The organism is Streptomyces sp. NPDC093261, assembly GCF_044753645.1.
Taxonomy (GTDB): Bacteria; Actinomycetota; Actinomycetes; order Streptomycetales; family Streptomycetaceae; genus Streptomyces.
The window spans coordinates 99634-125833 of sequence record NZ_JBIVNO010000011.1 but is presented as its reverse complement, the minus strand read 5'-3'; the positions used below and the strand labels follow the sequence as shown (position 1 = coordinate 125833).

Below are 26200 nucleotides of genomic sequence, written 5' to 3'. Positions count from 1 at the left end.
GCTTCACACAGCCCGGAGGCCCGCGTGCCCTCCGGCGTGCCTGACTGGAGCAGCTTTACTTGAGTAACAGACGAATACGATTTTGGCCTGCCGCTGCACTGTGCGGGGCACTGGTGCTGCTGGAGGCTGGGACAGCACTGGCCGCGTCAGCGCCCACCCCCGGCAGATCCGCGACGAAGGAGCCCCTGGCCGCGTCCGTGGCCACCGCTCCTTCGCCCGTGGCGTCGCCGTCCACCACGTCGTTGCCTGCCGATAAGAGTGCTTGGACAGTGCGGGACGCGATCCGGTTCTGGACCTCCCAGCGCATGGCGTCGGCCACCGATCCCTCGGGCCGGGCCGCCCGGCCGCGGGGCTTGACGGCGCTGCGCAAGAGGCCGTCGGCCGCCACCGGGGCTAGCGGTGAATTCTTCGACGGCATGAAGTCCGTCGGCGTGCTCTTCACCACCGACAAGGACATGAAAGCGCACTACTGCACGGCGAGTGTGGTGCGCAGCGCCGGACGCAACCTGCTCCTGACGGCCGGGCACTGTGTCGGCAACAGGGCGGCGTTCGTTCCCCTGTACGACCACACCAAGCCGGCGGGCGACCAGCCGTACGGGGTGTGGCCGGTCAAGGAGTGGTTCCGGGACGCACAGTACGCCTCGGACAAGAGCAGGAACTCCGACCTGGACTTCGCCTTCGCGAGCCTGGCCGACAACGACGGGCGCAACGTCGAGGACGTCGTGGGCGCCAACGCCCTGGTTCGTACGCCGGGGTTCGCCAACCAGGCGACCGTCATCGGCTACCCGCGGGTCGACCATAACCCGCAGGACCGCGCGTTCCGCTGTGCCGGCGTCAGGACGACCGCGCTGCCGGCCTACTATCAGATGCAGATCGACTGCGCGGGCATGTGGGGCGGGGTCTCCGGTGGACCGTGGTTCTCCTCTCTCGACCCGTCGGGCGACACCGGGCAGATCATCGGCAACGTCGGCGGCTTCATGCAGGGCGGCCCGGACGTGTCCACCAAGGACCCGCTGTACAACCGGATCACCTACAGCCCCCTGTACGGCGACCGGTTCTTCCAGCTCTACGACGACGCCCAGAACGCCGTCCACAACGACCACGGCGCCTACCGACCACCGCCGCTGCCCTACTCCATGGGGAAGGCGGCAACCTGGAAGCACGCCGTGGCCATGACGGCCGGCTACTACACCGGCGGCTCCGCGGGCGGCACCCGGCACATGGACCTGATCGTCCGCTGGGACGACGGCGAGGTCACCCTCTACCAGGGCGCAGACGGAAACGACCCCACCCATCCCTTCGCCGCCGAGTACCAGCTGGCGCGCCGCAAGAGCATCTGGACCAATGCCGTCTCGCTTACCAGCGTCAACGCCGGCGGTCGCACGGACGGGCTGGTGGTGCGGTGGAACGACGGCGAGATGACCCAGTACACGACCGTGGATGACAAGGGTTTCCACGCCGAGAAGCAGCTCGCCCCGCAGAAGACTCCCGCGTGGAAGAACGACGCGCGTCTGCTGGTGGCCGGCCGCTTCACACCGGGCGGTCACCGCGACGACCTGCTGGTCGTCTGGAAGGACGGCCACATCTCGGTCTTCAGCGACCTGGCGGCCAACGGACTGACGAAGCAACGGCAGATCGTCCCGAAGAACACCACCTGGACCTACGCCGGTCAGCTCAGCACGGGCTCCTTCACCGGCGACACCACAGACGATCTCCTGGTGCGCTGGACGGACGGTGAGGCCACCGTTTACCCCGATCTGACCGGCAAGAGCCTGCCCGGTGAGATCAGGATCCGCCCGAGGAATTCGGAGTGGAAGGACGCCACGGTGGTCGCCGCGGGCGCCTTCACCGCCAACACCGCCGCGAACGACATCCTCGTCCGCTGGACCGACGGCCACGTCAGCCTCTTCACCGGCGCCGACGCCAAGGGCCTGCACGACGAAGTCCAACTGGTACCGGTGGGCTGACATACCGGCACGAATGGGGCTGCATTGTGCCCGCGTCAATGACAGTGAAACGTTGCCGGCTTGCGGACGTCGGCAGTCCAACTCGGGAAACGACCATTAATCGATGTGAGGAACAGTTGAGGAGAATGAGACCCGTAAAACTCGCGGCGCGAACGGTTTCGCCTGCGGCACGCATGCTCCGTTTAATTCTGCTGCCCATCGCACTTGCGGCCGGTCTGCTCGGGAGCGCTTCCTCCCAAGCGCTGGCCGACGGTGCCCCGGTGAGTGCCGGCAGCTCTGTCACCGATGAGGTCTCCGACCGTGCTCAGGCCCTCGACCTGTGGTCGACGGGCGGGCCGGAGGTGCGGGCGGCTGCCGAAGTCGCCCTGACCGGCAGTGACGACGACGTCAGGCACTTCCTGGACACGGCCAAGGACGCCACTTTCCAGGACGAACGCGTTGCCGTGGCGCAGCTGGCCAGTGTGGGCGGGCGAAATCTGCAGGAGGCGGCCCGCAAAGCTCTGGACGGCACCCAGGACGACATCGAGAACTTCCTGGACGAAGGCTGGCAGGATCCGCTGTTTCAGGATCAGCGGGTCCAGGTCGCGCAGACCATCGATGAGGGTGGTCCGGAGGTTCAGAAGGCCGGCCGTGCTGCGCTGAACGGGACGCCCGATGACATCAGGGCGTTCTTGGCGACCGGTCAGTACGATCGGCGGGCGCAGGACGAACGCGTTCAGGTCGCGCAGATCCTCAGCGTGGGTGGCCCGAACGTGGTGGCGGCCGGCCGGATCGCGTTGAACGGCACGGCGGACGACATCCACGAGTTCCTGCAGGTCGGCCAATATGTGGCGCGTGCGCGTGATCAGGAGCACGCCACCGTCGCCCAGTTGGCGGAGCAGGCCAGGCAGGCCGGCAGCAAGGCGGCTGCGCAGACCAAAGCGGCCCAGGACGCCTCCGCGCGGGCGGTTGCGGCGGCGAAGCTGGCCAAGGAGGCCGCGCAGAAGGCCGCGGCTGAGACCCAGGCGGCGAAGAATGACTCTTTGCATGCCGCAGCGGCGGCCGGCCGGGCGGCGTCTGCGGCCAAGCAGGCCGCGGAAGCCGCGCAGGAGGCGATCGATGCGGCGGCGGCTGCGAACAACTCTGCCCGGCTGGCGGCGAGTGCGGCGCAGCAGGCTGCTTCGGCGGCGGTGGGGGCGGCGCAGGCCGCAGCCCAAGCGCAGAGCGCGGCTGCGGACGCGGCCACGGACGCGGGCAAGGCGTCTGCGGCGCGTAAGGCGGCCGAGGACGCTCGTGCGGCGGCCAAGGGGGCGCGACAGGCAGCGGATGCGGCCACGCAGGCCGGCAACGCGGCGATGGAGGCGGGCAACGCCGCGAAGGCCGCCGCCGATGCCGGCGCCAACGCCAACGCGGCCGCGGATGCGGCCGATCAGGCCAACGACTACGCCACCCAGGCCGGCGTCCACTCCAGCGAGGCGGCTGCCGAAGCGGCCGCAGCCCGCCGCCACGCGGGCGAGGCCAACCGCGCCGCGAACGCCGCAGCTTCACTGGCCGGTGAGGCGGCCGGTGCGGCCAATGATGCGCGGGATGCGGCCAACGACGCGGCCACCCATGCGGACAACGCCGCCAAGGACGCCGATGAGGCGGCCAAGCACGCTGGTGAGGCCGCGACCGCCGCAGCCCAGTCCTCCGCACACGCCAAAGCAGCCCAGCAGGCGGCCGACGCCGCCACCGCGGCGGTCGCCAAGGCACAAAAGACCCACGACATCGCAGTCAAGGTCGAAACGGAGGAGCTGACCGAGCGGACCAACGCCGGCATCGCCAAGGCCAAGGACCTCAAAGCCCAGCAGGACCAGCGCGCCGCCGCGGACTCGGCGGCCGCCCAGCAGGTCAAGGACACCGACGCCCAGGCCAAGAGCCTGGCCGAGCAGGCCGCGCAGCCCGGAGCCGACCCCAAAACCCTCGCTGCGGCCGGCCGCAAGGTCGCACTGGCGACGCTGCAGACCGCTGGCCCCTGGAGCCGAGGCGCCGCCGAGGAAGCCCTGACCGGCACCGACCAGGACGTTGTCGACTACCTCACCACCCGTCGCACCCAGGCCGCCTGGCAGGACGACCGCTACCGGGTGCAGACGCTGGCGAAGGAGAGCTCCCTGGCCTCGGTGCGCACCGCGGCCGAGGAAGCCCTCAAGGGCAGCGACGAGCAGGTCTCGGCGTTCTGGAACAGCGGCCAGTACCAGGCCGGGGCGCAGGACTTCCGGGTCGCCATCGCCCAGATCATCAGCGTCGGCGGCCCCGTGGTCCAGGAGAGCGGGCGGGCGGCGCTGGACTCCGACGACGTGCAGAAGTACCGCCAGTTCCTCACCACCGGCCAGTACCAGGCACGCACCCAGGACGAACGCGTCCGTGCCGCGCAGCTGATCGACAGTGGCGGCCCGCAGGTCAAATCAGCCGCCCGCATCGCCCTGGAGGGACCGGATGACCTGCTGGAGCAGTTCATTCAGGTCGGGCAGTACAAGGCGCAGCGCCAGGACTACCTGGGCGCGACCCACACCGCGCAGATCGCCCAGTTGATCGCGGACGCGGCGGGTGTCGCGGCCACCGCGCAGAAGAACGCCGCCGAAGCCCACAAGGCCGCCGCCAACGCCGCCAAGGCCGCCAAGGAGGCCGCCGACTGGGGCCACAAGGCCGAGGTTTCGGCGAAGCAGGCCCAGGGCTACGCCGATGTTGCGGCCAAGTCCGCGAAGGATGCTCAGGCCTCGGCCGACCAGGCCGCCGCCTCCGCCCGCACCGCAGCCAAGGCCGCCGCCTCCGCCAACCAGGCTGCAAGCGACGCGGCCGTCTCCGCCGTCGACGCCGCCGGCTCCGCCCAGTGGGCGCAAGCCTCCTCCGCCGCCGCCTACAGCGCCGGCGACCAGGCCCGCGCCTCCGCACTCGCGGCCGGCAAGGACTACAAAGCCGCCGAGCAGGCCTTCAAGGACGCCTTCCAGGCGGCCGTGGAGAAGAAGGAAGCCGAACGCGAAGCCGCCGAAAAGGACACAGGGGCCCAGGCCGAGGCACGCTACCGGTGCGGCATTCTCGGCTGCGACGCCGTCGAACATCCGGCGCGCTGGTGCCAGCACAACGAGACCCTGTGCGACATCCTCTCCCAGGGCCCCGCCTTCGAAGCCGCGGCCAAGCAGCTTTGGGACGTGGAGAAGGACCTCCTCGGCCTCGGGCAACTCGACGCCTGCAAGGGCGGCAATGTCATCGCCTGCGCTGAACTCAGCGAAGACCTCACCCTCAGATCGAAATTCGCACTCCTCGAGAGAGCGAACGCAGCGCTGCAGGAACTGCGCTTCAAGCGTTACGCGACGACCTGCACCAAGTGCTTCCCGGCCGGCACGAAAGTCCTCATGGCCAACAGCCAGAATAAGGACATTGAAGCCATTCAGCCCGGTGACACCGTCCTGGCCACCGTCCCGCTCACCGGCCGCACCGCACCCCGCAAGGTCAGCCGTCTCATCGTCACCGACGGCGACAAGCACTTCGACGAACTCACCATCGCCACCCCCGACGGTCCCCGAAAACTGACCGCCACCTACGAACACCCGTTCTGGAGCCCGTCGGCACACCAGTGGGTCAAAGCCCACGACCTCAAACCCGGCACCACCCTCCTCAGCACAAATGGCACCACTGCCATCGTCAAGGCCAACCGCTTCTACGACCAGCACATCCGCACCTACAACCTCACGGTCAACGGCATCCACACTTACTACGTGCTGGCAGGCGAGACGCCGGTGCTGGTGCATAATGCCGACTGCACTTCCTTTACGAAGATGTACGAGGGGGGCGGTGGAGTACTCGCAAGTCTGGACGATGGTGTGCTGACCATGGCGGTCGAGCGCGGAAGCTCCGTTTCAGGTGGACGGATGTTCACGGACGTGATGGAGCATTTTGGCCCAGAAAAGGTCAGAGAATTCCACGCAAAATGGGTTCCTGCAATGCCGAGCAACCTCGACGCCTTCAACGCGAATCTCAGAGCAGGCATGTCCTTCGAGGAAGCGGCTGCCAAGACCTTCACTGGCCATATGACCGGAAAGTATGGATTGACTGTTGTGACGGTCGACAGAAGTAAGCTTGTGGGTGAGTTCGGCCATTACACCAACGTCGAACCCATATTTTCGCGACCAGCAGGGTAGGCGAGTATCTTGAACAGTGAGTCCGGGTTGCGAGACTTGGTGACTGGGAATGCGACCTTCCTGGAAGTCCTCGAATTCCTAGCTCAGCGAAGCCCTCGACCCCTTACTCCCCTTGAGTTTCTCAGGGTGTTCCAGGAAGAGCTTGGGATCTCGTTCGTTGAATCGAGGAACATGTTGGAATACTTCGATCCCTGCATGAAGCCGATTGCCGATACGAGGCTCATCAACGAGCGCGGGCGTCTACTCCTGCAGCGGTTCAACCCGAGGGGCTGACGAACCCGGGTTCCATGTGACCTGCGAGAGAAGGGCCTCACCGAACGTCCGGCGAGGCCATTCTTTAGGCGAATTCAGCTACGAGGCCGCCGTCGGTACTGGCCAACCACCCTGGCGGTATGTCCGGGTTCGGGATCCGCGACCTGTTCGGCCTGCGGCGCCCCGACCCGGGCGCCCTCCCTGTATCCGCTGGAACGGTCCCGGCCAAGCAGAGTACGAATCATGGGGCTAGACATGGGAGACTGGACGCCAGTCCTGAAAAGCAGTTACGACTCGTGGCTGGGTGTTATGCCTAACGGAATGCTCGGAGTCGGCAAGGCGGACGAGGGCAGGGTGACTCTGGAAGGATCCGGCTACGTTGCTATGTGGCCTTTCCTTGAGCGGAGTCTCGCTGACTGCCTCGATGACTTCACAAGCTCCTGGAACCTCCTTGGAGGACACGGAGTTTCCACCCCGCAGAAGCTGGTAGAGCTGACCGTGAAATCCGCGTTCAGGCGCGGGCGTCCATACTGGATGGCGCTAGCTGTTCAGTGGCTCACTCAAATGGCGCAGATGCCCGGCTTCGATTCGCAACTCGTCTTAGACATGCTGAAATCGGCGGCGGATTCGGAAACGCTTCCACATGAGCTTCGTGAGCAAGCTCGAAAGCAGTGTCCGCCCGATTAGTGTCGGTATCTGTCAAGGCGGCTCGTCAAATCGCCGGACGAGCCGCCCTACTGTTTCACCACCGCCCCTGTCACCGCGGCCGCAGCTTCCGTCGGCGGAACTCGCCCGTGTGCTGGGCGCGTACACGTCCCCGGGTGATGACTCCGCTGAGGTTGACCCCCGGGAGTGGACACCGGGTTTCATGCGACGAGCGATAGCGTACGTGATGAGATCAGCTGTTGCTCGAACTCGACTGGCGTGAGGTAGCCGAGGGCAGAGTGGCGGCGGCGCCGGTTGTAGTAGGCCAGCCAGCGGAACAGCTCCAGCCGTGTCTGCGTCTTCGAGGTGAGGCGTCGTCCGTGGAGCAGCTCCCGTTTCAGGCCCTGGAAGAACGACTCGGCCAGGGCATTGTCGTAACTCGAGCCGACGCGGCCCATGCTGCGGCGGATGCCGTGCCGGCGGCAGACCTCCGCGAAGGCCGCCGCCGTATATTGCGCGCCCCTGTCCGTGTGAAAGACAACGCCGTCGACCTGGCCGCTGCGGGCGCAGACCGCCATTTCGATCGCGTCGGTGACGAGCTGGGTGCGCATGTGGTCGGCGATGGACCAGCCGATCACGCGGCGCGAGCAGATGTCGATGACCGTGGCCAGATACAGCCACGTCGAGCCGACGGCGATATACGTGATGTCGCCGCACCACCGGGCGTTCAACGTCTTCGCGGTGAAGTCGCGCATGAGCAGATCCGGTGTGGGAGGGGCTGTCTTGTCCGCGATCGTGGTGCGCTTGGTGCGGCGCAGGTGACGGCCGACGATCTGGTTGATGCGCATCAGGCGCGTGACACGCTTGCGATTGATCTTCCGACCCCGCGAGCGGAGTTCGGCATGGATGCGCGGGGCGCCGTAGGCGCCGTGGTGTTCGGCATGGATCTCGCGGATCTCGGCGACCGCGGCGGCCTGCTCGGCCTGACGCGCAGCGCGGGTCTGCGTGGTGGCCTGGTGCCGGTAGTAGCCGGAGCGGGAGACGCCGAGGACCTGGCATATCCGCTTCACGCCGAAGTCGGCACGATTGTCGGAGACGAAGTCCCAGCGGCGGGGGCTCACTTCACCTCCCGAGCGAAATAGGCGGCTGCCCGGCGCAAGATCTCCCGCTCCAGCTGCCACTCTTTCTCTGCCTTCAGCAGCCGCTGGTTCTCGGCTCGCAGCCGGGTCAGCTCCTCAGCCGGACTCTGCACGCTGCTGTCTGACGACTCGGGCGCGGACCGAACAGTGTCCTTGCGGACCCACGTACGCAGCGTCTCCCCGGTGATCCCGAGATCCGCGGCCACCGCCGCGTACGTGCGCTTGCCGCCGGACGCGCGGTAGAGCGCGACGGCATCCTTCCGGAACTCCCCCGGGTACGGAGACTGGCGTCCCACCTGGGCATCCCTCCCTGGACCATCAAGGTCCATTGTCAGGGTGTCCACTCCAAAGGATCAGCCTCAGACGTCTGCGACGGAGCCGGGGAAGGCGGCGTATGGCGCAGTTGCGTCGGTGCTGCTGATGCAGCCGCCGACGGTCAGTGGCATGGAGGAGTCGTACTGCGGGGTGAGGTTGGTGGCAGTTCCCATGAGGGTGCCGTTTTGGTAGAGGGCCATCGCACCTGTGCTGGAGTCTCCGTCGACGGGGGCTGTGTAGGTGACCAGGAGGTGTGCCCAGGTGCCGATGGCGCCGGTGTTGTTGTCTCCCTCCGCTGTGGGGAAGTCGGAGCTTGCATCGTTGTTGGTGGCGGTCTGGAACATCCAGCCCTTGTTGCCGCTGTCGTAGCCGAGCTAGAACGCCTGGTGCTGGCTGGTGCCTTGACAGATCGCGGTGGCGGATACCGCCGAGTTGATTTTCACCCAGGCGGAGATGGTGTAGTCGTCGAGGGTGTTGACGGCGGTGTGGTCGCTCTCAAGGAATCCGGTGTTGCCGTCGAAGGACGCTGCGCCGGCGCCGCGTTGACCGCTCCTGGGCCGTCGGAGCTGAACGTTGCGCTGCCGACCGTGGTGAACGGGTTGTCCCCGTTGCTGTCGGTGCCGTCGGTGGCCGCCTCCCAGTCGTCCGCGGGGGTGTCGCTGCCCGTGGTGAGCGGGACGATCAGGTTCGGCGCGATGCTTACCGTGTTGGGTGCGGTGTCCTTGAGGTACTCGCTGGCGAGGGCGGCGTAGTAGGTGTCGGACGGGTTGCCGTTGATGAGGTCGGCCGCGTCCACGGTCGTGCCGTCTGTGGAGACCGCAGCGGCGAAGTCGATGACTTGCCCTTGGAAGTTGTTGCGCAGGTAGTCGTTGACTTCCTTGCGCGCTGCTTCCTGGGCCGTTGTGCCCGAGTGGGCTGCGGTGAAGGGTGGGATGGTGGCGAAGTAGATGGCGAGGGGGGAGTTCTGGCCGTCTGAGATCTGGCTGTCGTCGGTGTAGTACGAGTTCAGTTGGCTGTTGAGCGAGGCCAGTCCGTTCTCCACATGGGTGGCGCACGTGTCGGCGTCGCTGGTGCTGGGGCAGTTGAGCAGATCCGCGGTGCCGGTGGAGATGAGGACGGTGCGCACGTTGCCCTGGGCCAGCACGTTGCGGTCCAGGGGGTTGAGCGCGTTGGTCGGGGTGGTGCTGTTGGTGATCTGCGGCAGCAGGTTGTTGCTCAGGCTGCTGCTGTTGGTGCCCGCGTTGAGGACGCCGTAATCCACGGAGTTGTCCCCGTTGAGGTCGGCGACCAGGGCCTTGGTGATGGCGTCGTTGAGGTGGTGCTGGCCGTCGGCGGGAGCGGTGTCGCCGTTGACGCTCTGGTCGCCGTAGAGGACCAGCGAGCCGGTGGGGGCAGTGGCGGGAGTAGTGACGTCGATGCCGGAGAGATACGGCAGACCGGTGTAGGTGGTCTGCGTGTAGTTGGTGGCGGGGGCGTCTGCGGTGCTGTTAGCAGTGTTGCTGATCCAGACGGGGGTCTGTGCCATGGCATGGTCGGGCATGGCGGACATGGAGCCGTGTACTTGAAGGCTGACCAAAACGGTCGCCTGCTGCGCGACAGGCAGGGTCACCTGGTCGCTGGTGACATCACCGCCCGCGGGAATCGTGACGGAGGCGGAGCCGCCGAAGGTCAGCGGCGTCGGTGCCGCGGCCGCGGTGGCGCCGCCCGCGGTGGGGTCTTGCACTGCGACGGAGGCTGCGTCGAAGGTCACTGGTGTGGCGCCCATGGCGTTGGACAGGTGGATACGGACACCGTTGCTGTCGTCGGTGCCGATGCTGACGTGGGCGGGGATACGCAGTGTCTGCCCGTTGACGGTGGCGGGGCTGCCGCTGGACAGCTGCACTTTGGCGGTGTCCTGGACCGACGTCCAGGTGCCGACCCAGTGCCTGGTGCTCGATCCGCTCCCGGTGACGGTCGTCGGCCGCATGCCCAGTCCGAGGATGTGCAGGGTGGGCTGGCCGGCCTGGACGCCGCTGGTGAACAGTCCTGTGTGCCGCCATCGTAGAGGCTCACAGCCCGAACCGCAGCCATGGCCGCGGCCGCACGCACGGAACAGCGGAAGGGGAGTCCGAAGTGCGGCTGCGCTTCTACTGGACCTGCAGCAGCCACTCGACAGCGCCTGGCCCTTAGCTTGGCATTCACACCCGGCACGACAGCCGGGCCATCAGCCTGCCCACAGGCAGAAATCTCCGCCCCGAACGAGCAAAAAGAATCTGTCAGCAAGCTGACGGACCCTCATGCAAGATCGAGGTTAGACTCCCTAGTCCTAGGCAGTCCGTCGGGATACTGCTCCCGGAATACTTCCTGGATATTTTGGAGAGACCAGGCAGGGAAAATTTTTAGTAAGGCATGTTAAGAGTAGAGGGTGCTTTTTCGGCTTTTGGTAAGTCTCCTTAGGTAATTCCTTTAGGTCTCAGTTTGATAAAGAAGCTTCCCCTGACGGGCGGTCAGATGGAGTCGATGGCGGCCCGTCCGGGGGTGGACCGGCAGGACTTCGGCCATGTGCGGCGCCTACGGCTGTGCCGGAAGCGCGGGAAGACGCCCACTGTGAAGGACTCCCACAAGCGTGGAGGCCCTGGCGATCAGCGCGGGGACGGTTTCCGGGCGAGGGCCGCGGAATGTGCGCTGCACCACAGGTTGTTTCGGAACCTGACCCGGCTTTTCCCCGTCTGTCCTGTCAGACATCGTATCCCCGAGTGATCTTGATTTCGGTACCTCTCCGGGCATCCGATACATTGCGCCCTCTAGGACGGTCTTTTGGGGAGCGCGGTTCACTCCCCACCATAAAGCCGATTCAAAAACCGAAGGAAGGTCCGGGGCAAGCTCGCGCGAAGGCGGGGGTGCACTCCAAGGAACGGAAAGCGTAGTCAGGGAAAGAGCCCATGGGTCTCACAAGCAACAAAGTGCTGGTGCTGGCGCTGATGCTGGCCGTGCTGCTGTTCGTCGGCACGGTCTGGTACTGGCCGAGGCTGGCGCGGCGCAACTGGCAGGCCGTCGGCGGACGGGTCGGTCTGCTGTTCGCCACCCAGCTCGCCGTTTTCGCGTCGGTCGGGCTGGCCGCCAACCAGGCCTTCGGGTTCTATGCCAGTTGGTCCGATCTGTTCGGTCAGGACAACGGACAGGGAGTGGTCGTCGACAACGGTGCCGCGGGATCGAGCGGCGGCCCCCTCCAGGTGGTCGGCACGCAGACGGTGAACGTCTCGGGCGGCGCGCAGCCGCAGATCGGCGGCCAGATTCAGAGGGTCACCATATTGGGACCGAAGACCCATATCGCCACACCCGCGTACGTCTACTTGCCGCCGGAGTACTTCCAGCCGGCGTTCCGCACGCGGTCGTTTCCGGTGGGTGTCGTCCTCTCCGGATACCCGGGTACGGCCGCGGCGCTCATCAAGGGGCTGAAATACCCGCAGACGGCGCACGAGTTGTCCAAGCAGGGCAAGATGCAGCCGATGATCCTGGTGATGCTGCGGCCGACCGTGGTGCCGCCACGGGACACGGAGTGCGTGGACGTGCCGGGCGGGCCGCAGGTCGAGACGTTCTTCACGAAGGACCTCCCCGATGCTGTCCGGTCCCACTACAGGAGGGTGGGCGTGAATCCCTTCGGTTGGGGCGTCATCGGTGACTCCACGGGCGGCTACTGCGCGCTGAAGTTCGCGATGCACCACCCGGACGTCTATGCCGCCGCGGTGGGTCTGTCGCCGTTCTACAAGGCGCCGATCGACCCGACCACAGGCGACCTCTTCCGGGGGAACAAGCAGTTGAAGAACCGCGCCGACCTGATGTGGTACCTCAAGCACGTGCCGGCGCCCAACACCTCGCTGCTCGTCACGAGCAGCAAGCACGGCGAGTACCACTACAAGGACACGCTCAAGTTCATCCAGCAGGTGCGGGCCAACAAGGTGACCAGGATCTCGTCACTCATCCTCGACAGCGGCGGTCACAACTTCAACACCTGGCTCCGTGAGATCCCGGGCGCGTTGCAGTGGTTGAGTGGTCGGCTCAGCGACCGCTGAGCGGGCTCATACGCGGTGGCGCCGCCGAACGGTTCCGAGCCTCGGACTCGCGGAGCACGAGCCGTTCGGTCCTTATCGGGGCAGGTGGCCAAGCGACTTCACTGCTGTACTACTGCATGACTCACTGCAGCCGCTCCGCCTGGTCGTACTCGGCTGCCCTGAAGATGGGCCAGTACGTGAACTGGGGCTGGGATCGCTCGATCATTGCCAGCAGCGCCTCTCCGCGCAGGATACGCACTCCGATCTCTGCCCCGTCGAAGCCCGTGAGGTTATCGACCACATAGAGGTAGTAGTGCTCGGGGTTCGCCCTGGCGGCCACCACTTGCCGCTGTTCCAGCGGCAGCGCTTCACTGCGCGCTGAGCGGCTGAAGACCTTCACCTCGATCATGGGGGGAGACCTCTCGACGTCGTACGGGAGGCCCGAGCTGCGGACGCCTTTGGGATCGGGGCCGGCGGCTCGCTCCAGGGCCATCACATGTGAGATCGCAGCCTGTTCCGTCTGCTTGTTACACACGGCACCCCCTGGTCCGCCACCCCAGGGGGCCGTGAAGGCCCTCAGCTTGGGGAGCGACGGCACTTGTGCCGCGAACCGGCTCCTGATCCGCCCTACCCGCTGTCGTGGCCCGACCCGAACGAGTACGAGGTCTGGCCCGGTTCTGGTAAGAGGCGGGGCGGCGTCGGATTCATGCGGTCAACCCCTCCACGTGGGGTGCGACGGCCCTTGTCGATGTCGGCCCGTAGGAATCCTCGATGCGCTGCAGCACGCTCGCCGGATCGGCCGTGTACCCCTGGGCTCCGAGCCCCTCCAGCGCGAGAGAGGCAAGGGCGCACCCGAGCCTGGCGGACAGATCCGGTGGCTCCCCCCAGCACACCCCGGCCAGGAATCCGGCCCGGAAGGCGTCTCCGGCACCGGTCGGGTCCACGATCCGCCGTGGTGTCGCGGCGCGGACTGTGCGCGGGGCTTCACCTGCGGCCTCCATGCGGACGCCGGCCGCGCCGAGCGTGGTCAGCCACACCCCTACGCGGGACAGGACGTCAGCGCGCGACCGGCCAGCCTCCCAGCAGAGGATGAGGCTGCGCGGCGCGCCACGGTGCGCCGTCTGCTAATGGAGGAACTGGGCGCACAGCGGCGCCAGGCTCTGGCCCAGGGCAGGGCGGTGATCGATGCCGCAGCTGAGGAGCGGATCGCACGGGCGGTCACGGATGCGCTGTTCGGTACAGGGAGCCTGGAGCGGCTGCTGGCCGACACGGGCCTGGAGAACATCTGTATCAACGGCTGCGACAACGTGTGGGTCAAGGACGCGACCGGTGCATGGCGCCAGGAGAGTCCGGTGGCCGCTTCAGATGAGGAACTGGTGGAGCTGGTCCGCACCCTCGCGGCCCGCACGGGTGGCGAAGAGCGGCGCTTCGACCGGGGCATGCCCCGCCTGAACCTGCAACTGCCCGACGGCTCCGGGTTGTTTGCGGTGATGGCGGTGACGGGTCGCGTGTCGCTGACGATCCGCCGCCACGACGGTCACGCTCGACCTGGACCAGGCGTCCCACGCTGCGACCATCGCGGCCGTGGCCCACGCGCGCGGCCTGCCGGAACGGGCCGTCACCATCGCCCTGGCGACCGCGATCCAGGAGTCCAAACTCCGCAATCTCACCTACGGGGACCGGGATTCGATCGGCCTGTTCCAGCAGCGTCCGTCCCAGGGGTGGGGCAGCCCTGCGCAGATCCGCGACCCCGTCTATGCATCGGGCAGGTTCTTCGACGCGCTGGTCAAGGTGCCGGACTACGTCGCACTGCCGGTCACCGTGGTCGCGCAGCGGGTCCAGCACAGCGGCTACCCGGAGGCGTACGCCCAGCATGAGGACATGGCGACGACACTGGCTGACGTACTGACGGGGCGGGAGGGACCAGCGCTCAGCTGCACGGTGAGCGGGACCGATCCGGTCCCCTCCGACACAGGGGGAAGCGGTGCGGCGGGCGTTGTGAGCGAGGCCGGTGGCGGCGGCGGTGTCACGGCAGCCGTCCGGCGGGAGTTCGGCGACGTACCGACCGCCCTGCCCGTGACCGGCGGCGGCAGCGTCAGCTACCCGATCCCGACCGATCAGGTTTCCACGGGCTGGTCCCTCGCCCTGTGGCTGGTCTGCCACGCCACCGAACTGAACGCCACGTCCGTGACGTTCAACGGCCGGCGCTGGAGCAGCACGGCCTCGAACCAAGGCTGGACACACACCACACCCGATCCCGGACAGACCGGGACGCTGGCGGTGGCGCTGAGTTAAGCCTGCACGGGCCGCTGGACTCTTATCGACTGTAGGAGCCCCACGGCCATCCACACGGCGAACATGGACGAGCCGCCGTAGGAGACGAACGGCAGCGGAATGCCCGCCACCGGCATGATGCCGAGGGACATGCCGATGTTCTCGAAGGACTGGAAGGAGAACCAGGCGACGATCCCGGCGGCGACGATCGTGCTGTACAGCTCGGTCGACTCGCGCGCGATACGGCAGGCTCGCCACAGGATGACCCCGATCAGGGCGATGATCAGGATGCCCCCGACGAAGCCCAGCTCCTCCCCCGCGACCGTGAAGACGAAGTCCGTCTGCTGTTCCGGCACGAACTGCCCCGTGGTCTGGGCCCCGTGGAAGAGCCCCTGCCCGGTCAGCCCGCCGGAGCCGATGGCGATCCGGGCCTGGTTGGTGTTGTAGCCGACACCTGAGGGGTCCAGGTTCGGGTCGGCGAAGGCGGCGAAGCGGTTGAGCTGGTACTGGTCCAGCATATGCAGCTGCCACACCGCGACCGCGCCGACGACCCCCACGGCGAGCAGCCCGAAGATCCACCGGTTGGACGCGCCCGAGGCGAGCAGAACGCCGAGGATCGTGACGGCCATCACCATCGTGGAGCCGAGGTCCGGCATCATCATCACGACCATGATCGGTACGGCGGCCAGCCCCAACGCCTGGATCACGGTGCGACCGTCGGGGTACGTTCGGTCGCCCGCGTCGACCTGGGTCGACAGCAGCATCGCCATGCCCAGCACGATCGAGACCTTCACGGACTCCGAGGGCTGGAGCGAGAATCCGCCCCCCAGCACGATCCAGTTCCGGTTGCCGTTGATGGTGGCACCGAGCGGGGTGAGCACCAGCAGCACGCCGAGGACGGAGACGCCGTAGAGGACCGGCACGGCGTTGCGCAGGGCACGGTGGCCCACCCAGAGGGTGCCGATCATCAGGGCGAACCCGATGCCGAGGTTCATCAGGTGCCGAACCAGGAAGTAGTACGGGTCGCCCTGATTGATCGTGGTGCGGTTGCGCGTCGCGGAGTAGACGAGCAGCGAGCCGATGAACGACAGCGCGAGCGCCGACAGCAGTATCGGCCAGTCCAGCCGACGCGCCGGCGAGTCCCGAGCGAGGAGCCGCGTCCACCGGGACCGCTCGGGCCCGTACCCCAAGACGGAGAAGCTGTTCAGGCCGGTCATCTCAGCTACCTCCGGCCGTCCGGCTGTCCGTGCCGGCAAATCTTAGCTGCGCACTTGCGTAATGCTGCAAGTGAGGATGTCGGACGTGTCGGTCCCAATGTGGCCGGGATGGTGAGGAGCAGCTCGGTGTTGGGTCGGCAGCGATGCCGCCGCATCCACGCCGGCCCGGGAAAGGAACCTTTGTGATTCTCAGACGTTCACACGGCCCGGCCTCATGTGTGCTGGAGTCGTTCTGTCGGGGCTGGACGACGGTGAGGCGCGCCTGCGCGGGCGGGACGGCGCTTGAGACAGCGGACGAGCTGCGGACCCTCGTTCCAGGACGGCGGCCTGCCTGACGCCGGGCGGCCGGTTACAGGCGCTGTGTGCTTGGGCTCCCGGTCGATCCAAATAGTTGCAGACTTGCGTAATGCAGCAAGCTGCTGACAAGAATGGGCCCGTGACCACCGATGACGCTCCGAACCCGCAACACCCTGACCCCGAGCACTGGAGCGAGATACTGCACATCCGCCTGGAACGGATCGAAGGCCTACTCGCTCCGGCCGAGCAGCAATCGGAGTCCGAGCGTCCCGCATGGCAGCGGCACACCCGTGGCGAGCAGCGTTGGGCGGTGATGGCGGCACTGCTGGTTGCCGTCTGGGTCCAGTGGGCGCTGCCGGAACGGTTGAGCATTCACCCACACTGGCTACTCCCCGCCCTGGAACTGGTCATGATGGCAGCGCTGTGGGTGGCCCACCCGCACCGGCGAATCGAGTACCACTCCCGTCCGCTGCGCGCACTGGGCTTGCTGCTGGCCGCCGCGGTCAGCCTCGCCAACGGCTGGTCGGCCGTCATCCTGGTGCGCGACCTGCTGCACGGCACCGAGGGGTCCAATGCCGCGGCCCTGCTGACCACCGGCGGTGGCATCTGGCTGACCAATATCATCGCCTTCAGCCTCTGGTACTGGGAGTGGGACCGAGGCGGCCCGGCAGCCCGTGCTCTGGGCACGCACCAGCACCCGGACTTCCTCTTCCCGCAGATGCAGCAGGAGGGCATCGCGCCCGAAGGCTGGGAGCCGCAGTACATGGACTACCTCTATGTCGCCCTCACCAACGCCACGGCTTTCAGCCCCACCGACACCATGCCGCTGTCCCGTTGGGCGAAGCTGCTGATGTCCGCACAGTCCACGGTCTCGCTGCTGACCCTGGCGCTGGTCGTCGCGCGCGCGGTCGGGGCCCTGCAGTAATCCCGGCAGAATCGGCCACAGCAGGACCCGAGCGCCACTGATCCGTCACCACATGGCCCACGGCCATGACGGCTGCTGGAACAGCTCGGTCTTGCCGTGCACTGTCCGTAGGAGTGCGGGACGGGCAAGTTCCTCGAAGTGCTTGGACCGTGGCCGCACCAACCGAGCCGGACAATTTCCTGGCGGTCATGGAGGTGGGCTTGCGCACCTACGGATTTCCCCTCCTGGACGACATGCTGCGCGAGTCGCTGGTGGTCGACCTCGGCTACGTTGACCCCGACGCCCTGGCCCGGGCCCGCGATCACGCCGAGCGTACCCCTGTGGTGCCCGACCTGCACGAGCCTGCTCCCCGAGGCGGACCTGGCGATGGCCGAGGCAGCTGCCCGGCTCGTACCGCGAGATCCACGATGGGGATCCTCTCCTTCCCCCCGGGCCTCCCGCCGATGTGTACCAGGGGCCCTCGTACGAGGCGTTGCTGACGAAGTGGTCGCAGTTGTCCTCCGGCCACATGTCCGAGTTGCTGACGGCCTGCCATACGGTTGCGACCGCACTCGACGTGGCGGCGGACGTGATCGTGGGCATGAAGGTCGAGGCGATCACAGAATTGGTGGTTCTGGCTGCGTCGTTCGTGGCGGATCAGGCGGCAGCGGTGGCAACGCTCGGGCTCGCGGAGGCAGCCGAGGTGCTGATCGTGGAGGCCGCCGAGAAGCTGATGGACTACCTGGAGCAGTACATCATCGGGCAAGTCATCGAGGCGGCCGTGGAACCCCTGGTGGAGGTGGTCGGGCGGGCGGTGAGCGGACTGGTGTTCCAGGCGGCGGAGTCGGCGGCGGGTGTCGGCGGCGGCGATGCGGGGACGGGTTTCTCCATTGATCCGGAACAGGTGTACACCCCGCGCGGAGTTGATGCACAGTCACGCGGAGAAGGTGGCCGCGCACGCCGAGGAGTTCAAGTCCAAGCTGGCGGGGGTGAGCTTCGAGTGACCAACCAGATCGTCAAGGCCCTGGAGCACGCCGCGGAGAAGACCGGCAAAGCCATCGGAGAGGACGCCGGCAAGGCCGTCAAGGATCTCCATCACGACACCGGGAAACGGCTGAAGAGGGTCGCGGACAACCACCTCGAGACCGATGCGAAGCACGCGGCGGAGCTGGAGCGGATCGCCAAGCGTCCCAGAACCGAGGAGACGCCGGTCTACCACATGGCCGACGACGGAAGCATTCGCCGGCTGAACCCTGACCGCTCCCACTCGGACCTGACGGACGCGGACCGGGCGAAGCTCGGGCTCGACAGCACCTCCATCGGACGTCCGGTCAAAGGTGAACAGAACGCCAAGCTGAAGGACAAGAGTGAGGGGCGCACTGATCCACGGCCGAAGGCATCATCCCAGCAGGTTCCGCGGTGCAGCACCGACCTCTCCCAGGCCACCCAGCTGGCCCGCCACGCGGATCGCAGTTACGGCACTCACAACAAGGACGGAGAGTTCACGAGTAACAACTACGCGGCCGCGCGGGTGCGCAGCGCGGACGGCAGCGGAGACTTTATTCTCGTGGCCCGGAGCAATGGGCGCCGGCACTCCGAGCGGATGATCGGGACACCGTTCTTGAGAGAGGGCGAACCGGCCCGAATACGCCATCTCTATACGGAGCGAGAACCCTGTAGTACAGGGGCAAATTCCAGCTCATGGATGGCGGAGAGATTCCCGGGAACCGAGGTGAGTCATAGCGTCGAATACGGCGACAAGGCATCCAGAGAACGCGGGAATGCCATCATGGAGAGCTATCTTGACCAGCTGAAACTGAGTAGATAAGATCTCGCGAGTTATCTACTTTCGGTGAGATTAGGATAAATGAGTAGCAACCTCAGTCGTGACATGCTCGAGACGGTGTTCGACCCGGGCGAGCTGATCAGGTCTCCGGAGACCATTCTCGGGGCCGTGTCGGACGCGGATGCCCGGGATGTCCTTCGAACGCTGGGTATTCCGGTCTGGGAGAACCCCTGGTTCGACCTGGATGACGGGATCGGCGAGCGACTGGAGCGGGTCGCGGAGTGGGACGGAGCACTCTCCGACCGTTTTGACCAGGTGTCGCCGGGGGCGGACGGCTGGATCGGTCTGGGAATGATCCCCTATGACGATATCGCGTTCGACCCGGATACCGGCCAGGTCTACTGTCTGCCTCAAGACAAAGAAATCTATCTGCTGAACAGTAGGCTGCGGTCATTTGTTCACTTCCTGTACCTCCTCAAGGCTGAGAGTCCGAACTATGACTGGGAATCGCATGGAAAGGAAGAGCTTGAGGCTGTGCGCCTGCGCATCCAGGAAGAGATGAATTCCGTGGATCCAGCCGCTCTGGAGAACCCGGATTCCTGTTGGTTCGAAGTCCTCACCTACATTGTGGACCCGGAACATCACTTCGAGTGAGAGAGCGCGGAATCGGTGACTGACGACGGATACGTTCGGAACTTCGGGCCGGAGCTTGCCGGACTTCCGTGCCGGTGCAGGTCGGGCCCTACTTGGTGACCGATCACAGCGACCCGGTGCACCTGGGCGAATACGCCGCCTCAGCCGGGCGCCGCGTATCCCAAGAGGAGTACGCACGCTGGGTGCGGCTGGGCAGCGACGGCGGCTTCGAACTGTGCGCCGACACGGAGGGGAGGGTGTGGGCGGTGCTCCTGGGCTACGACGAACCCAACCGCTTCGTCAACTCCTCGCCCGAAGCGTTCGCATCCGGCCGTACGGAAGCGCGCGAGGCCCTGCGCGTCATCCTGCACGGACCAGCCGCGGGTCGCCTCGGCGGCCCTCGACAGGCTGGGGGAGCGGCTGCGCGCACAGGATCCGCACGCATTCGCCGAGCGGGAGAACTGGTGGCCCCTGGTGCTCGACGACATCCGCGACACGGCCGGCGCCGAGTGGTACGCGGCCTTCGAGTACGTCGATGCCAAGGGCAGCAAGCAGATCGTCACCCCGTCCGGCGCCATCGCACTGCACCCCGAAGAGCGGCTGTGGAACAGGCTGAGCGCGGCCGGGAGTGAGCCAGAACAGGTCCTGCGCATCCGTGGGGCGAGCCGTACCGCCCGAGATGTGCCCAGGGCCTGTCCTGCCACCTGACACGGGATCTTTGGCGGCCCAAAAAATCGAACCTATGCTTGAATTCGGTCATGTGACCGTTTCCCGACGACCTTGCCCAGGCCCAGCAGGAGTGGAGTGCCACCTACCGGCAGCTTGCCGAGCGGCCCGGCCGTACCGAGTTGCGCCGGCGTCTGTACCGGCTGTCGGCTCAGCTGTTCTTTCATCCCTGCTGGGAGCAGCAGCGCCCGGGTCCTGCGGCGTGGCGGGGACTGCGCGATCTGGGACGCTCGGACGTGGACGTGAGTGAGCGGCTTCATCGATGACGCGCTGGAATGCGGGGCCGCATGCGCCGGATGATCCTGGAGGCATGTCCGGCGCGATTCGCGTGATCGTGCATGCGCCGTCGCCCACGGGGGGTCGGCGCGTACGCGTGGACGGCGAGACCCTCGGCCTGGCCCACAGCGTGGTCGACGTCGCGGAGTTCCTACGCCGGGCCGGGCTGGAGATCGACCCGGCGGAGGTAGCAGGGACCCCGTGGATCGACTGGCGCGGAGTAGGGCCGGAACGCTGGGGCCCGGAGACGTCATGCCCTGGGCGGATCGCGCCGGGGCCATCACCTTCTGATCCGTAGCTCTATGCGGATCGGTCAGGGAGGGTCAAACAGGTCGTCCGTGGGCCTCACAGGGGCGCTACTGGATGCGAACGGCTGCTGTCGTTGCGGTACTTCGCTGCTGTACCGCGTCACGGGTCCACTCGGGACTCCGTTTCGCGGGACTGGGACTCTGGGGGGATCTACTCCATACTTGCGCGCCGACCTGGTGAAACGGTCCTTTGGAGAGCTGCGGTGGCTGGTGCTCAACGCTCGCGATTTCCCGCTGTTCCCCGTTCGGTCTGGTGCCGATGTGGCGCGGTGCTGGTGCGCCCCTCGGCGGCACTGTCAGTGCGTGTCGCTAAGGTCACCGGCACTGACAGCTGAGCAGAGAACCACCAGGGGGAACTTCATGGCAAGAGAGATCGCGGCGGCTGTTGTGGACGCGTGGGATGAGATCGAACGGTGGTACGAGGCCCAGGGTGCCGCGCATCTGATCCTGCCTCCTGCCTCCGATGAGCAGATCGCCGCCCTTGAAGAGATGCTCGGCATCGAGCTGCCTGAGGCGGTCACGGCCTCGCTGCGGCGACACAACGGATCGACGGACGGAGGCTGGCCCACGGGCACGCTGTTGTCCTGTGACGGCATCCTGCAAGAAGTGAGTGTGTGGCGCGACCTCCTTACCAGCGGCGACTTTGAAGACCTCAAGGACTTCGTTGCGGACGGCGAGGCACTCAAGGCCGGCTGGTGGCAGTTCGGTTGGGTCTCGCTCGATGCAGACGGCGGGGGAAACGGCGCGGTGCTGGACCTGTCGCCGGGTCCTGGGGGAAAGGTCGGCCAGGTCATCGACATGGACCACGAAGCAGGGCCGAGCGGGCCCATAGCGAGTGACTTCGTCGGATACCTGATGGCAGTGGCCGCCCGGCTGAGCGACTTCGCAGTGATCGACGGACAGTACGTCGAGGAACAGTAGTTGGGGCGCGCCCTATGCATCCTGGCCCAGCCCTGGCGCGGGATGACCTCGTGGACTTTGCCGTACGGTCTCATCTTTATCAGGTCGATCACGGGGGACTGCCCACGTCGACCAACCGCCCTTGCGCCTCGGTCGATCGTCCACCGAGGTTCAGCGTCGACCGCCGCTGTCCGTGCTTGTCGGTGTCAGCTCCTGGTGTCAGCCGCCGCACGCGGTCTTGGCAGGGGCCTGCCCTCTCCCGCCTGGAGTACCTACGATCACCAGGTGATGACGCCTCATGGTGGCCATGTGATCAACGCCGCAGTGTTCGTCGGCCGTGGTACACCGGTCACCGGGTGGGGCCTACTTGGGCCGTTCTTCATGGGCGTGCTCTTCGCGGCTGTGGGACTGGTCATCGTTAGCGACTATCGGGGCTTCGCGGCTTGGCACCGCCGACGAGCTGACGCGAGTGTGCCGTGGTGGCTGCGGCGCCTGTCCGAGGGGCGCAAGGGACAGCGACGCGAGTTCAACGACCGCGTCAACCGGGTCATTCAGAAGATCGTGGGTTGGGGGTTCCTGGTCCTAGGCACGTTCATCGCTGTCGGCGCGTTCATCCAAGGGATCTCCGACTTGAGCCGAGGTCGCTGACCCCCGCTCCTGACTTTCACCCACCCAGATCCGCGTCCCCCGCCTTGGACCGGGCAGGCCCCGCAAGAAGCCCCACAGCGTCGCCGCGGACCGGGCATACAGCAACCGCCCCTGCCGCGAGTACCTGCGACGTCGCGGCATCCCGCACACGATCGCAGAGAAGATAGACAGCCAGGCCGCCCGCCAACGCAAGGGCTCACGCGGCGGGCGGCCACCCGGCTTCGACCAGGACCGCTACAAGAAGCGCAACACCGTTGAGCGGGCCATCAACAAACTCAAGAACCACCAGGCCGTGGCCACTCGATACGACAAGCGCGGGTACGCGTTCCTCGGCACCGTCACGGCGGCCGCCATCGTCGTCTGGCTGAGGGCTTGAAATCGTTCACCGCATGAACGGCTGGTAGGCCAAAGGCTGGTCAACGACTTGGGCTGCTGTCGGCTCTTGCCTGTCCTTCGGTCAGAAGATCAACCCAGCAACGTAGCCAGTCGGGCAGCCGAGCCCCCTGTCGAGCTCGTCCAGCACGCGCTGCATTTCGTCTTCGTCGTACTCAACATTCATGACATTCTGCACCAGCGTGACCGCTGTCTCGCGAGTCATCTGAAACTGAACCCACCCTTCGAGAGCAGAAGCACCCTACTCAAGCGCAAGATAGGCTGGACAGCCCTTAGGGAAAGGACCACCGCGGTCAGGTCGTGCCGCGGCACGGTGACGTGCCCATCAGGACAGCTGCGGTGCGGCGGTCGCCTGGACGGCCCGACACCGAACGTCTCCAGGGCCGCTAGGGGCGCGGTGTTCTCCACGTCTGACACGTTCAGCATCTGCTCGGCCGTGACGACGGCCGGATCGGACCAGCGCATGAGCGGGCGGCTGCAGGACCGGGTAAGCGGCCCTCCGCACGTCGGCCGCAGTCTGCTTGCTGGCTGCTCGTTCTCCTCAGCAGCTCAGCCGCGCGCCCGAAGGCCACGAGTCCGCGCTGCACGGTCGCAGGCTTCACCGTCGGCGAAGGCGAGCACCGTCAACAGGAGCGTCCGGCCGCGTCCGGCCGACCCTTCCACAGCAGACGGTTGGCGGCGGCCGCGGAACCTGGTGCGTTGCTCCCCGTAGAGCAGAGGTCCGGGTGGCCGCCGGCACGCGCCAAGCGGCAGATGATTGGCTGCGATGGCGACTTCAAAAGAAATTTAGTGGGCAACTATGACGCCAGTCTGGGCATCAGCCCGACCCGCGATCTTTGGTGGGTGATGTGTCAAGTCGGTGATGCTATGCGCATGCCCTGACTGTGAATCTGCGGTGGAGGTTCCGTGAGTTGCGCGTGAGCCTTATTACGTTGGTTTGCTTCTGACGCCGTTTTAGGATCACAGTCGACCACTTATTTTTGCTTTACGTCTGTGTGCACCGGGGGGCTGCAGATGTTATTCCGTCATGCCGTCACCCGTGCCTGGAAAGGAATCCGGGTGACTCCTCGCATCCGCAGGATGCTCTCGCTCGCGGGGTTTGCTGCCGTCCTGGCGCTGGCGAGCACGCCGATGCTCGCTTCTGCTGACCCGCAGCCGCCGTCGGGAAACGACACACCGCCGTCCGCGGTGGAGGACTTCGCCTACCCGAACGCGGATCAGATTCAGCATGACAAGGGCATCAGGCTGATCAAGGGGGACGGGCACATCACCCTTGCCGCGTGTGATGAATCGGCCCAGCAGATCAGGGTCCTCACCGTGCAGGGCCAGGGCGGGAACCCGCAGGGCGCCTACTGCTTCAAGGCCGTCGCCAAGACCGGTTACCTCACATTGGAGCTCCCGCACGTCATCGCGCTGGAAACCGCTGATCATCCGATCAGCGCGGATCTGAAGCCGCAGGGGGACCCATCGGCGCCGGCCAAGACGGTGAGCGTGGCGAAGAACGGCTATCAGAGCGTCGGTGAGGGGACCGCCGGGGGTGCGTCCACTGTTCTGGTGGAACTGCGCGTCACGGGCTGACCGACCGTCCCGTCCTTCTTCTCACCGCTCTCACATGAAACGGGGAACGTTCATGTCTGGCTTTCGTCCGCGCACGGCGCGGACTTCCGGTCTGATCACGGCTGCGTCGCTGGCTGTCGCCGCCTTGTCGGGCACGCCCGCGGCTGCTGTATCGGGCCCGCAGGCTTCTGACGCGGTGTCCACCGCCACCGCACGGCTTGACATCGGCGGGCAGCGCGGCTGCTCGGCCACGCTGGTGGCTCCGCAGTGGCTGCTGACGGCCGCGAGCTGCTTCACCGACACCCCGGGCGGCCCCCTTGCCCCCGGCGCGCCGAAGCTGAAGACGACCGCCACCATCGGCGGCACCGCCCAGCAGGTGGTGAACCTCGCGCCCCGTACGGACCGGGACGTGGTGATGGCTCAACTGGCCAAGCCGGTCAGCGGTGTCACCCCGATCCCGGTGGCGGCCACGGCACCCGGTGCGGGCGACGAGGTACAGGCCGCGGGCTACGGCCGCACGCACGACGAGTGGGTGCCCGACCAGGTACACGCCGCCGCCTTCACCACCCAGAATGTCGGTGGCACCACGATCGATCTGGCCGGGAAGCCGGACGGAGCGGCGATCTGCAAGGGCGATACCGGTGGTCCGGTGCTGAGCACCGCCGCCGGTCATGCGACGGTCGTCGGTGTCAGCAGCCGGTCCTGGCAGGGCGGTTGTCTGGGCACCGACCCCTCCGAGACCCGTACCGGGGCGGTGGCGGCCCGGGTCGACGATCTGGCGGACTGGGTCCAGCAGGTCGCCTACAGCACCACTTTCGCCAGCGCGCCGTGGAAGGACGCCGTGCAGATGACCGCGGGCTATTACACCGGCGGCTCCGCGGGCGGCAGCCGGCACATGGACCTGATCGTCCTGTGGGACGACGGGGAGGTCACCCTCTACCAGGGCGGCGACAGCAACGATCCCGTCCACCCCTTTGCCGCCGAGTACCAGCTGGCGCCCCGTAAGAGCATCTGGGCTCATGCCGTCTCGATCACCGGTGTCAATGCCACCGGTGGCGGCACCGACGGGCTCGTCGTGCGCTGGAGCGACGGCGAGATGACCCAGTACACGACCGTGGATGCCAAGGGTTTCCACGGCGAGAAGCAGCTCGCCCCGCGGAACACTCCCGCCTGGCAGAACGACGCACGGCTGCTGGCCGCCGGCCGCTTCACACCGAACGGCCACCGCGACGACCTGCTGGCTGTCTGGAAGGACGGCCACGTCTCCGTCTTCAGCGACCTGGCGGCCAACGGGCTGAGCAAGCAGACGCAGATCGTCGCCAAGAACACCACCACCTGGCCCTACGCGGAAAACCTCACCACGGGGTCGTTCACCGGCAACTCCACTGATGATCTGCTGGTGCGCTGGGTGGACGGGGAGACCACGATCTACCCGGGCCTGACCGGCAAGACGCTGCCCGGTGAGATCAGGATCCGCGTCAGGAATTCGGAGTGGAAGGACGCCGCCGTGGTCGCCGCGGGCGCCTTCACCGCCAACACGGCCGCGAAGGACGTCATCGTCCGCTGGAACGACGGCCACGTCAGCCTCTTCACCGGCGTCGACACCAAGGGCCTGCACGACGAGGTCCAACTCGCACCTGCCAACTGACCTTCCACACGCCGATCTAGGGACGGACCCGCACCGACGGGCCGTCCCTCGGGCCCGGCCGCGCACTGGGCCTGTGATCAGTGCAGGTCCCTGTGCGAGCCGGTGCACACAACCCCCCATAAAACAT

General features: G+C 66.7%; 21 protein-coding genes and 2 pseudogenes. 16 read left to right on the top strand and 7 right to left on the bottom strand.

Features of this window, described 5'->3' with window-relative positions:
* Nucleotides 1-269: 269 nt before the first annotated feature.
* The 3 genes from ACIP94_RS23360 (at nucleotide 270) to ACIP94_RS23350 (ending at nucleotide 7063) form a co-directional block, all read left to right on the top strand.
* Nucleotides 270-1967 carry a trypsin-like serine peptidase gene (locus ACIP94_RS23360; protein WP_402428779.1) on the top strand — a complete coding sequence of 566 codons (1698 nt, stop codon included), beginning with the start codon at nucleotides 270-272 and terminating at the stop codon, nucleotides 1965-1967.
* Nucleotides 1968-2227: 260 nt separating this feature from the next.
* Nucleotides 2228-6124, top strand: a complete 3897-nt coding sequence (locus ACIP94_RS23355; RefSeq protein WP_402428776.1) for a polymorphic toxin-type HINT domain-containing protein — start codon at nucleotides 2228-2230, stop codon at nucleotides 6122-6124.
* A gap of 495 nt (nucleotides 6125-6619) precedes the next feature.
* Entirely contained in the window at nucleotides 6620-7063 is a 444-nt protein-coding gene (locus tag ACIP94_RS23350; RefSeq protein ID WP_402428773.1) for a hypothetical protein, read from the top strand.
* A 179-nt stretch (nucleotides 7064-7242) separates the two neighbouring features.
* Here the strand turns inward: ACIP94_RS23350 and ACIP94_RS23345 are convergent.
* The 3 genes from ACIP94_RS23345 to ACIP94_RS23335 all read right to left on the bottom strand — a co-directional run bounded on the left by ACIP94_RS23345 (nucleotide 7243) and on the right by ACIP94_RS23335 (nucleotide 10441).
* A protein-coding gene (locus ACIP94_RS23345; protein WP_402429077.1) for an IS3 family transposase occupies nucleotides 7243-8456 on the bottom strand; the annotation gives its coding sequence in 2 pieces (ribosomal slippage) (nucleotides 7243-8204 and nucleotides 8204-8456; 1215 coding nt in all).
* Between the two features lie 63 nt (nucleotides 8457-8519).
* On the bottom strand, nucleotides 8520-8819 hold the full coding sequence (locus tag ACIP94_RS23340; protein WP_402428770.1) for a LamG-like jellyroll fold domain-containing protein: 300 nt from the start codon (nucleotides 8817-8819) through the stop codon (nucleotides 8520-8522).
* A gap of 95 nt (nucleotides 8820-8914) precedes the next feature.
* The gene (locus ACIP94_RS23335) at nucleotides 8915-10441 is read right to left on the bottom strand and encodes a hypothetical protein (RefSeq protein WP_402428767.1); all 1527 of its coding nucleotides are present in this window, start codon (nucleotides 10439-10441) and stop codon (nucleotides 8915-8917) included.
* A 955-nt stretch (nucleotides 10442-11396) separates the two neighbouring features.
* On the opposite strand from ACIP94_RS23335, the gene ACIP94_RS23330 reads away from it, so the two are divergent.
* A complete protein-coding gene (locus ACIP94_RS23330) occupies nucleotides 11397-12527 on the top strand; it encodes an alpha/beta hydrolase (protein WP_402428764.1) in 1131 nt (376 codons plus the stop codon).
* A gap of 121 nt (nucleotides 12528-12648) precedes the next feature.
* Here ACIP94_RS23330 and ACIP94_RS23325 read toward each other — a convergent pair whose 3' ends face one another.
* On the bottom strand, nucleotides 12649-13041 hold the full coding sequence (locus ACIP94_RS23325) for a protein NO VEIN domain-containing protein (RefSeq protein ID WP_402428761.1): 393 nt from the start codon (nucleotides 13039-13041) through the stop codon (nucleotides 12649-12651).
* A gap of 169 nt (nucleotides 13042-13210) precedes the next feature.
* Complete coding sequence (locus ACIP94_RS23320) at nucleotides 13211-13543, bottom strand: PfkB family carbohydrate kinase (RefSeq protein WP_402428759.1); 333 nt, start codon at nucleotides 13541-13543, stop codon at nucleotides 13211-13213.
* Between the two features lie 547 nt (nucleotides 13544-14090).
* Here ACIP94_RS23320 and ACIP94_RS23315 point away from each other — a divergent pair.
* Entirely contained in the window at nucleotides 14091-14801 is a 711-nt protein-coding gene (locus ACIP94_RS23315) for a hypothetical protein (protein WP_402428756.1), read from the top strand.
* Here ACIP94_RS23315 and rodA read toward each other — a convergent pair.
* A complete protein-coding gene (gene rodA / locus ACIP94_RS23310; RefSeq protein ID WP_402428753.1) occupies nucleotides 14798-15997 on the bottom strand; it encodes a rod shape-determining protein RodA in 1200 nt (399 codons plus the stop codon). The two genes, ACIP94_RS23315 and rodA, sit on opposite strands and share 4 nt — an antisense overlap.
* Nucleotides 15998-16433: 436 nt before the next feature.
* On the opposite strand from rodA, the gene ACIP94_RS23305 reads away from it, so the two are divergent.
* The 9 genes and pseudogenes from ACIP94_RS23305 to ACIP94_RS23265 form a co-directional block, all read left to right on the top strand.
* The gene (locus ACIP94_RS23305) at nucleotides 16434-17219 is read left to right on the top strand and encodes a hypothetical protein (protein WP_402428750.1); all 786 of its coding nucleotides are present in this window, start codon (nucleotides 16434-16436) and stop codon (nucleotides 17217-17219) included.
* A gap of 508 nt (nucleotides 17220-17727) precedes the next feature.
* The gene (locus tag ACIP94_RS23300) at nucleotides 17728-19026 is read left to right on the top strand and encodes a nucleic acid/nucleotide deaminase domain-containing protein (protein ID WP_402428747.1); all 1299 of its coding nucleotides are present in this window, start codon (nucleotides 17728-17730) and stop codon (nucleotides 19024-19026) included.
* A 39-nt stretch (nucleotides 19027-19065) separates the two neighbouring features.
* Entirely contained in the window at nucleotides 19066-19638 is a 573-nt protein-coding gene (locus ACIP94_RS23295) for an SUKH-4 family immunity protein (RefSeq protein ID WP_402428744.1), read from the top strand.
* Nucleotides 19639-19706: 68 nt separating this feature from the next.
* Nucleotides 19707-19934, top strand: a pseudogene (locus ACIP94_RS23290) (hypothetical protein); the annotation flags it as partial.
* 157 nt (nucleotides 19935-20091) lie between these two features.
* Nucleotides 20092-20325, top strand: a complete 234-nt coding sequence (locus ACIP94_RS23285) for a hypothetical protein (protein WP_402429107.1) — start codon at nucleotides 20092-20094, stop codon at nucleotides 20323-20325.
* 328 nt (nucleotides 20326-20653) lie between these two features.
* Nucleotides 20654-20917: a hypothetical protein gene (locus ACIP94_RS23280; RefSeq protein WP_402428741.1), complete on the top strand. Its 264-nt coding sequence runs from the start codon at nucleotides 20654-20656 to the stop codon at nucleotides 20915-20917.
* Nucleotides 20918-21287: 370 nt separating this feature from the next.
* Nucleotides 21288-21848: an SMI1/KNR4 family protein gene (locus ACIP94_RS23275; protein WP_402428738.1), complete on the top strand. Its 561-nt coding sequence runs from the start codon at nucleotides 21288-21290 to the stop codon at nucleotides 21846-21848.
* A 288-nt stretch (nucleotides 21849-22136) separates the two neighbouring features.
* Complete coding sequence (locus ACIP94_RS23270) at nucleotides 22137-22475, top strand: hypothetical protein (RefSeq protein ID WP_402428735.1); 339 nt, start codon at nucleotides 22137-22139, stop codon at nucleotides 22473-22475.
* 25 nt (nucleotides 22476-22500) lie between these two features.
* Nucleotides 22501-22851, top strand: a pseudogene (locus tag ACIP94_RS23265) (transposase); the annotation flags it as partial.
* An 81-nt stretch (nucleotides 22852-22932) separates the two neighbouring features.
* On the opposite strand, the gene ACIP94_RS23260 reads toward ACIP94_RS23265, so the two are convergent.
* Entirely contained in the window at nucleotides 22933-23073 is a 141-nt protein-coding gene (locus ACIP94_RS23260; protein ID WP_402428732.1) for a hypothetical protein, read from the bottom strand.
* Nucleotides 23074-23948: 875 nt separating this feature from the next.
* Between ACIP94_RS23260 and ACIP94_RS23255 the strand changes: the two genes are divergently transcribed.
* Nucleotides 23949-24446, top strand: coding sequence for a hypothetical protein (locus ACIP94_RS23255; protein WP_402428729.1), 498 nt, complete (start codon nucleotides 23949-23951; stop codon nucleotides 24444-24446).
* A gap of 34 nt (nucleotides 24447-24480) precedes the next feature.
* Complete coding sequence (locus ACIP94_RS23250; protein ID WP_402428726.1) at nucleotides 24481-26073, top strand: trypsin-like serine protease; 1593 nt, start codon at nucleotides 24481-24483, stop codon at nucleotides 26071-26073.
* The last annotated feature ends 127 nt before the right edge of the window (nucleotides 26074-26200 follow it).

Excerpts from the sequence above, each read along its gene's own strand:
- ACIP94_RS23275 (WP_402428738.1), top strand. The coding sequence starts at position 21,288 with ATGGCAAGAGAGATCGCGGCGGCTGTTGTGGACGCGTGGGATGAGATC.
- ACIP94_RS23300 (WP_402428747.1), top strand. The coding sequence starts at position 17,728 with ATGTCCGAGTTGCTGACGGCCTGCCATACGGTTGCGACCGCACTCGAC.
- ACIP94_RS23335 (WP_402428767.1), bottom strand. The coding sequence starts at position 10,441 with ATGCGGCCGACGACCGTCACCGGGAGCGGATCGAGCACCAGGCACTGG.
- ACIP94_RS23250 (WP_402428726.1), top strand. The coding sequence starts at position 24,481 with ATGAAACGGGGAACGTTCATGTCTGGCTTTCGTCCGCGCACGGCGCGG.
- rodA (WP_402428753.1), bottom strand. The coding sequence starts at position 15,997 with ATGACCGGCCTGAACAGCTTCTCCGTCTTGGGGTACGGGCCCGAGCGG.
- ACIP94_RS23280 (WP_402428741.1), top strand. The coding sequence starts at position 20,654 with ATGTCCGGCGCGATTCGCGTGATCGTGCATGCGCCGTCGCCCACGGGG.
- ACIP94_RS23295 (WP_402428744.1), top strand. The coding sequence starts at position 19,066 with ATGAGTAGCAACCTCAGTCGTGACATGCTCGAGACGGTGTTCGACCCG.
- ACIP94_RS23340 (WP_402428770.1), bottom strand. The coding sequence starts at position 8,819 with ATGTTCCAGACCGCCACCAACAACGATGCAAGCTCCGACTTCCCCACA.
- ACIP94_RS23255 (WP_402428729.1), top strand. The coding sequence starts at position 23,949 with ATGCTCTCGCTCGCGGGGTTTGCTGCCGTCCTGGCGCTGGCGAGCACG.
- ACIP94_RS23260 (WP_402428732.1), bottom strand. The coding sequence starts at position 23,073 with ATGACTCGCGAGACAGCGGTCACGCTGGTGCAGAATGTCATGAATGTT.
- ACIP94_RS23350 (WP_402428773.1), top strand. The coding sequence starts at position 6,620 with ATGGGGCTAGACATGGGAGACTGGACGCCAGTCCTGAAAAGCAGTTAC.
- ACIP94_RS23330 (WP_402428764.1), top strand. The coding sequence starts at position 11,397 with ATGGGTCTCACAAGCAACAAAGTGCTGGTGCTGGCGCTGATGCTGGCC.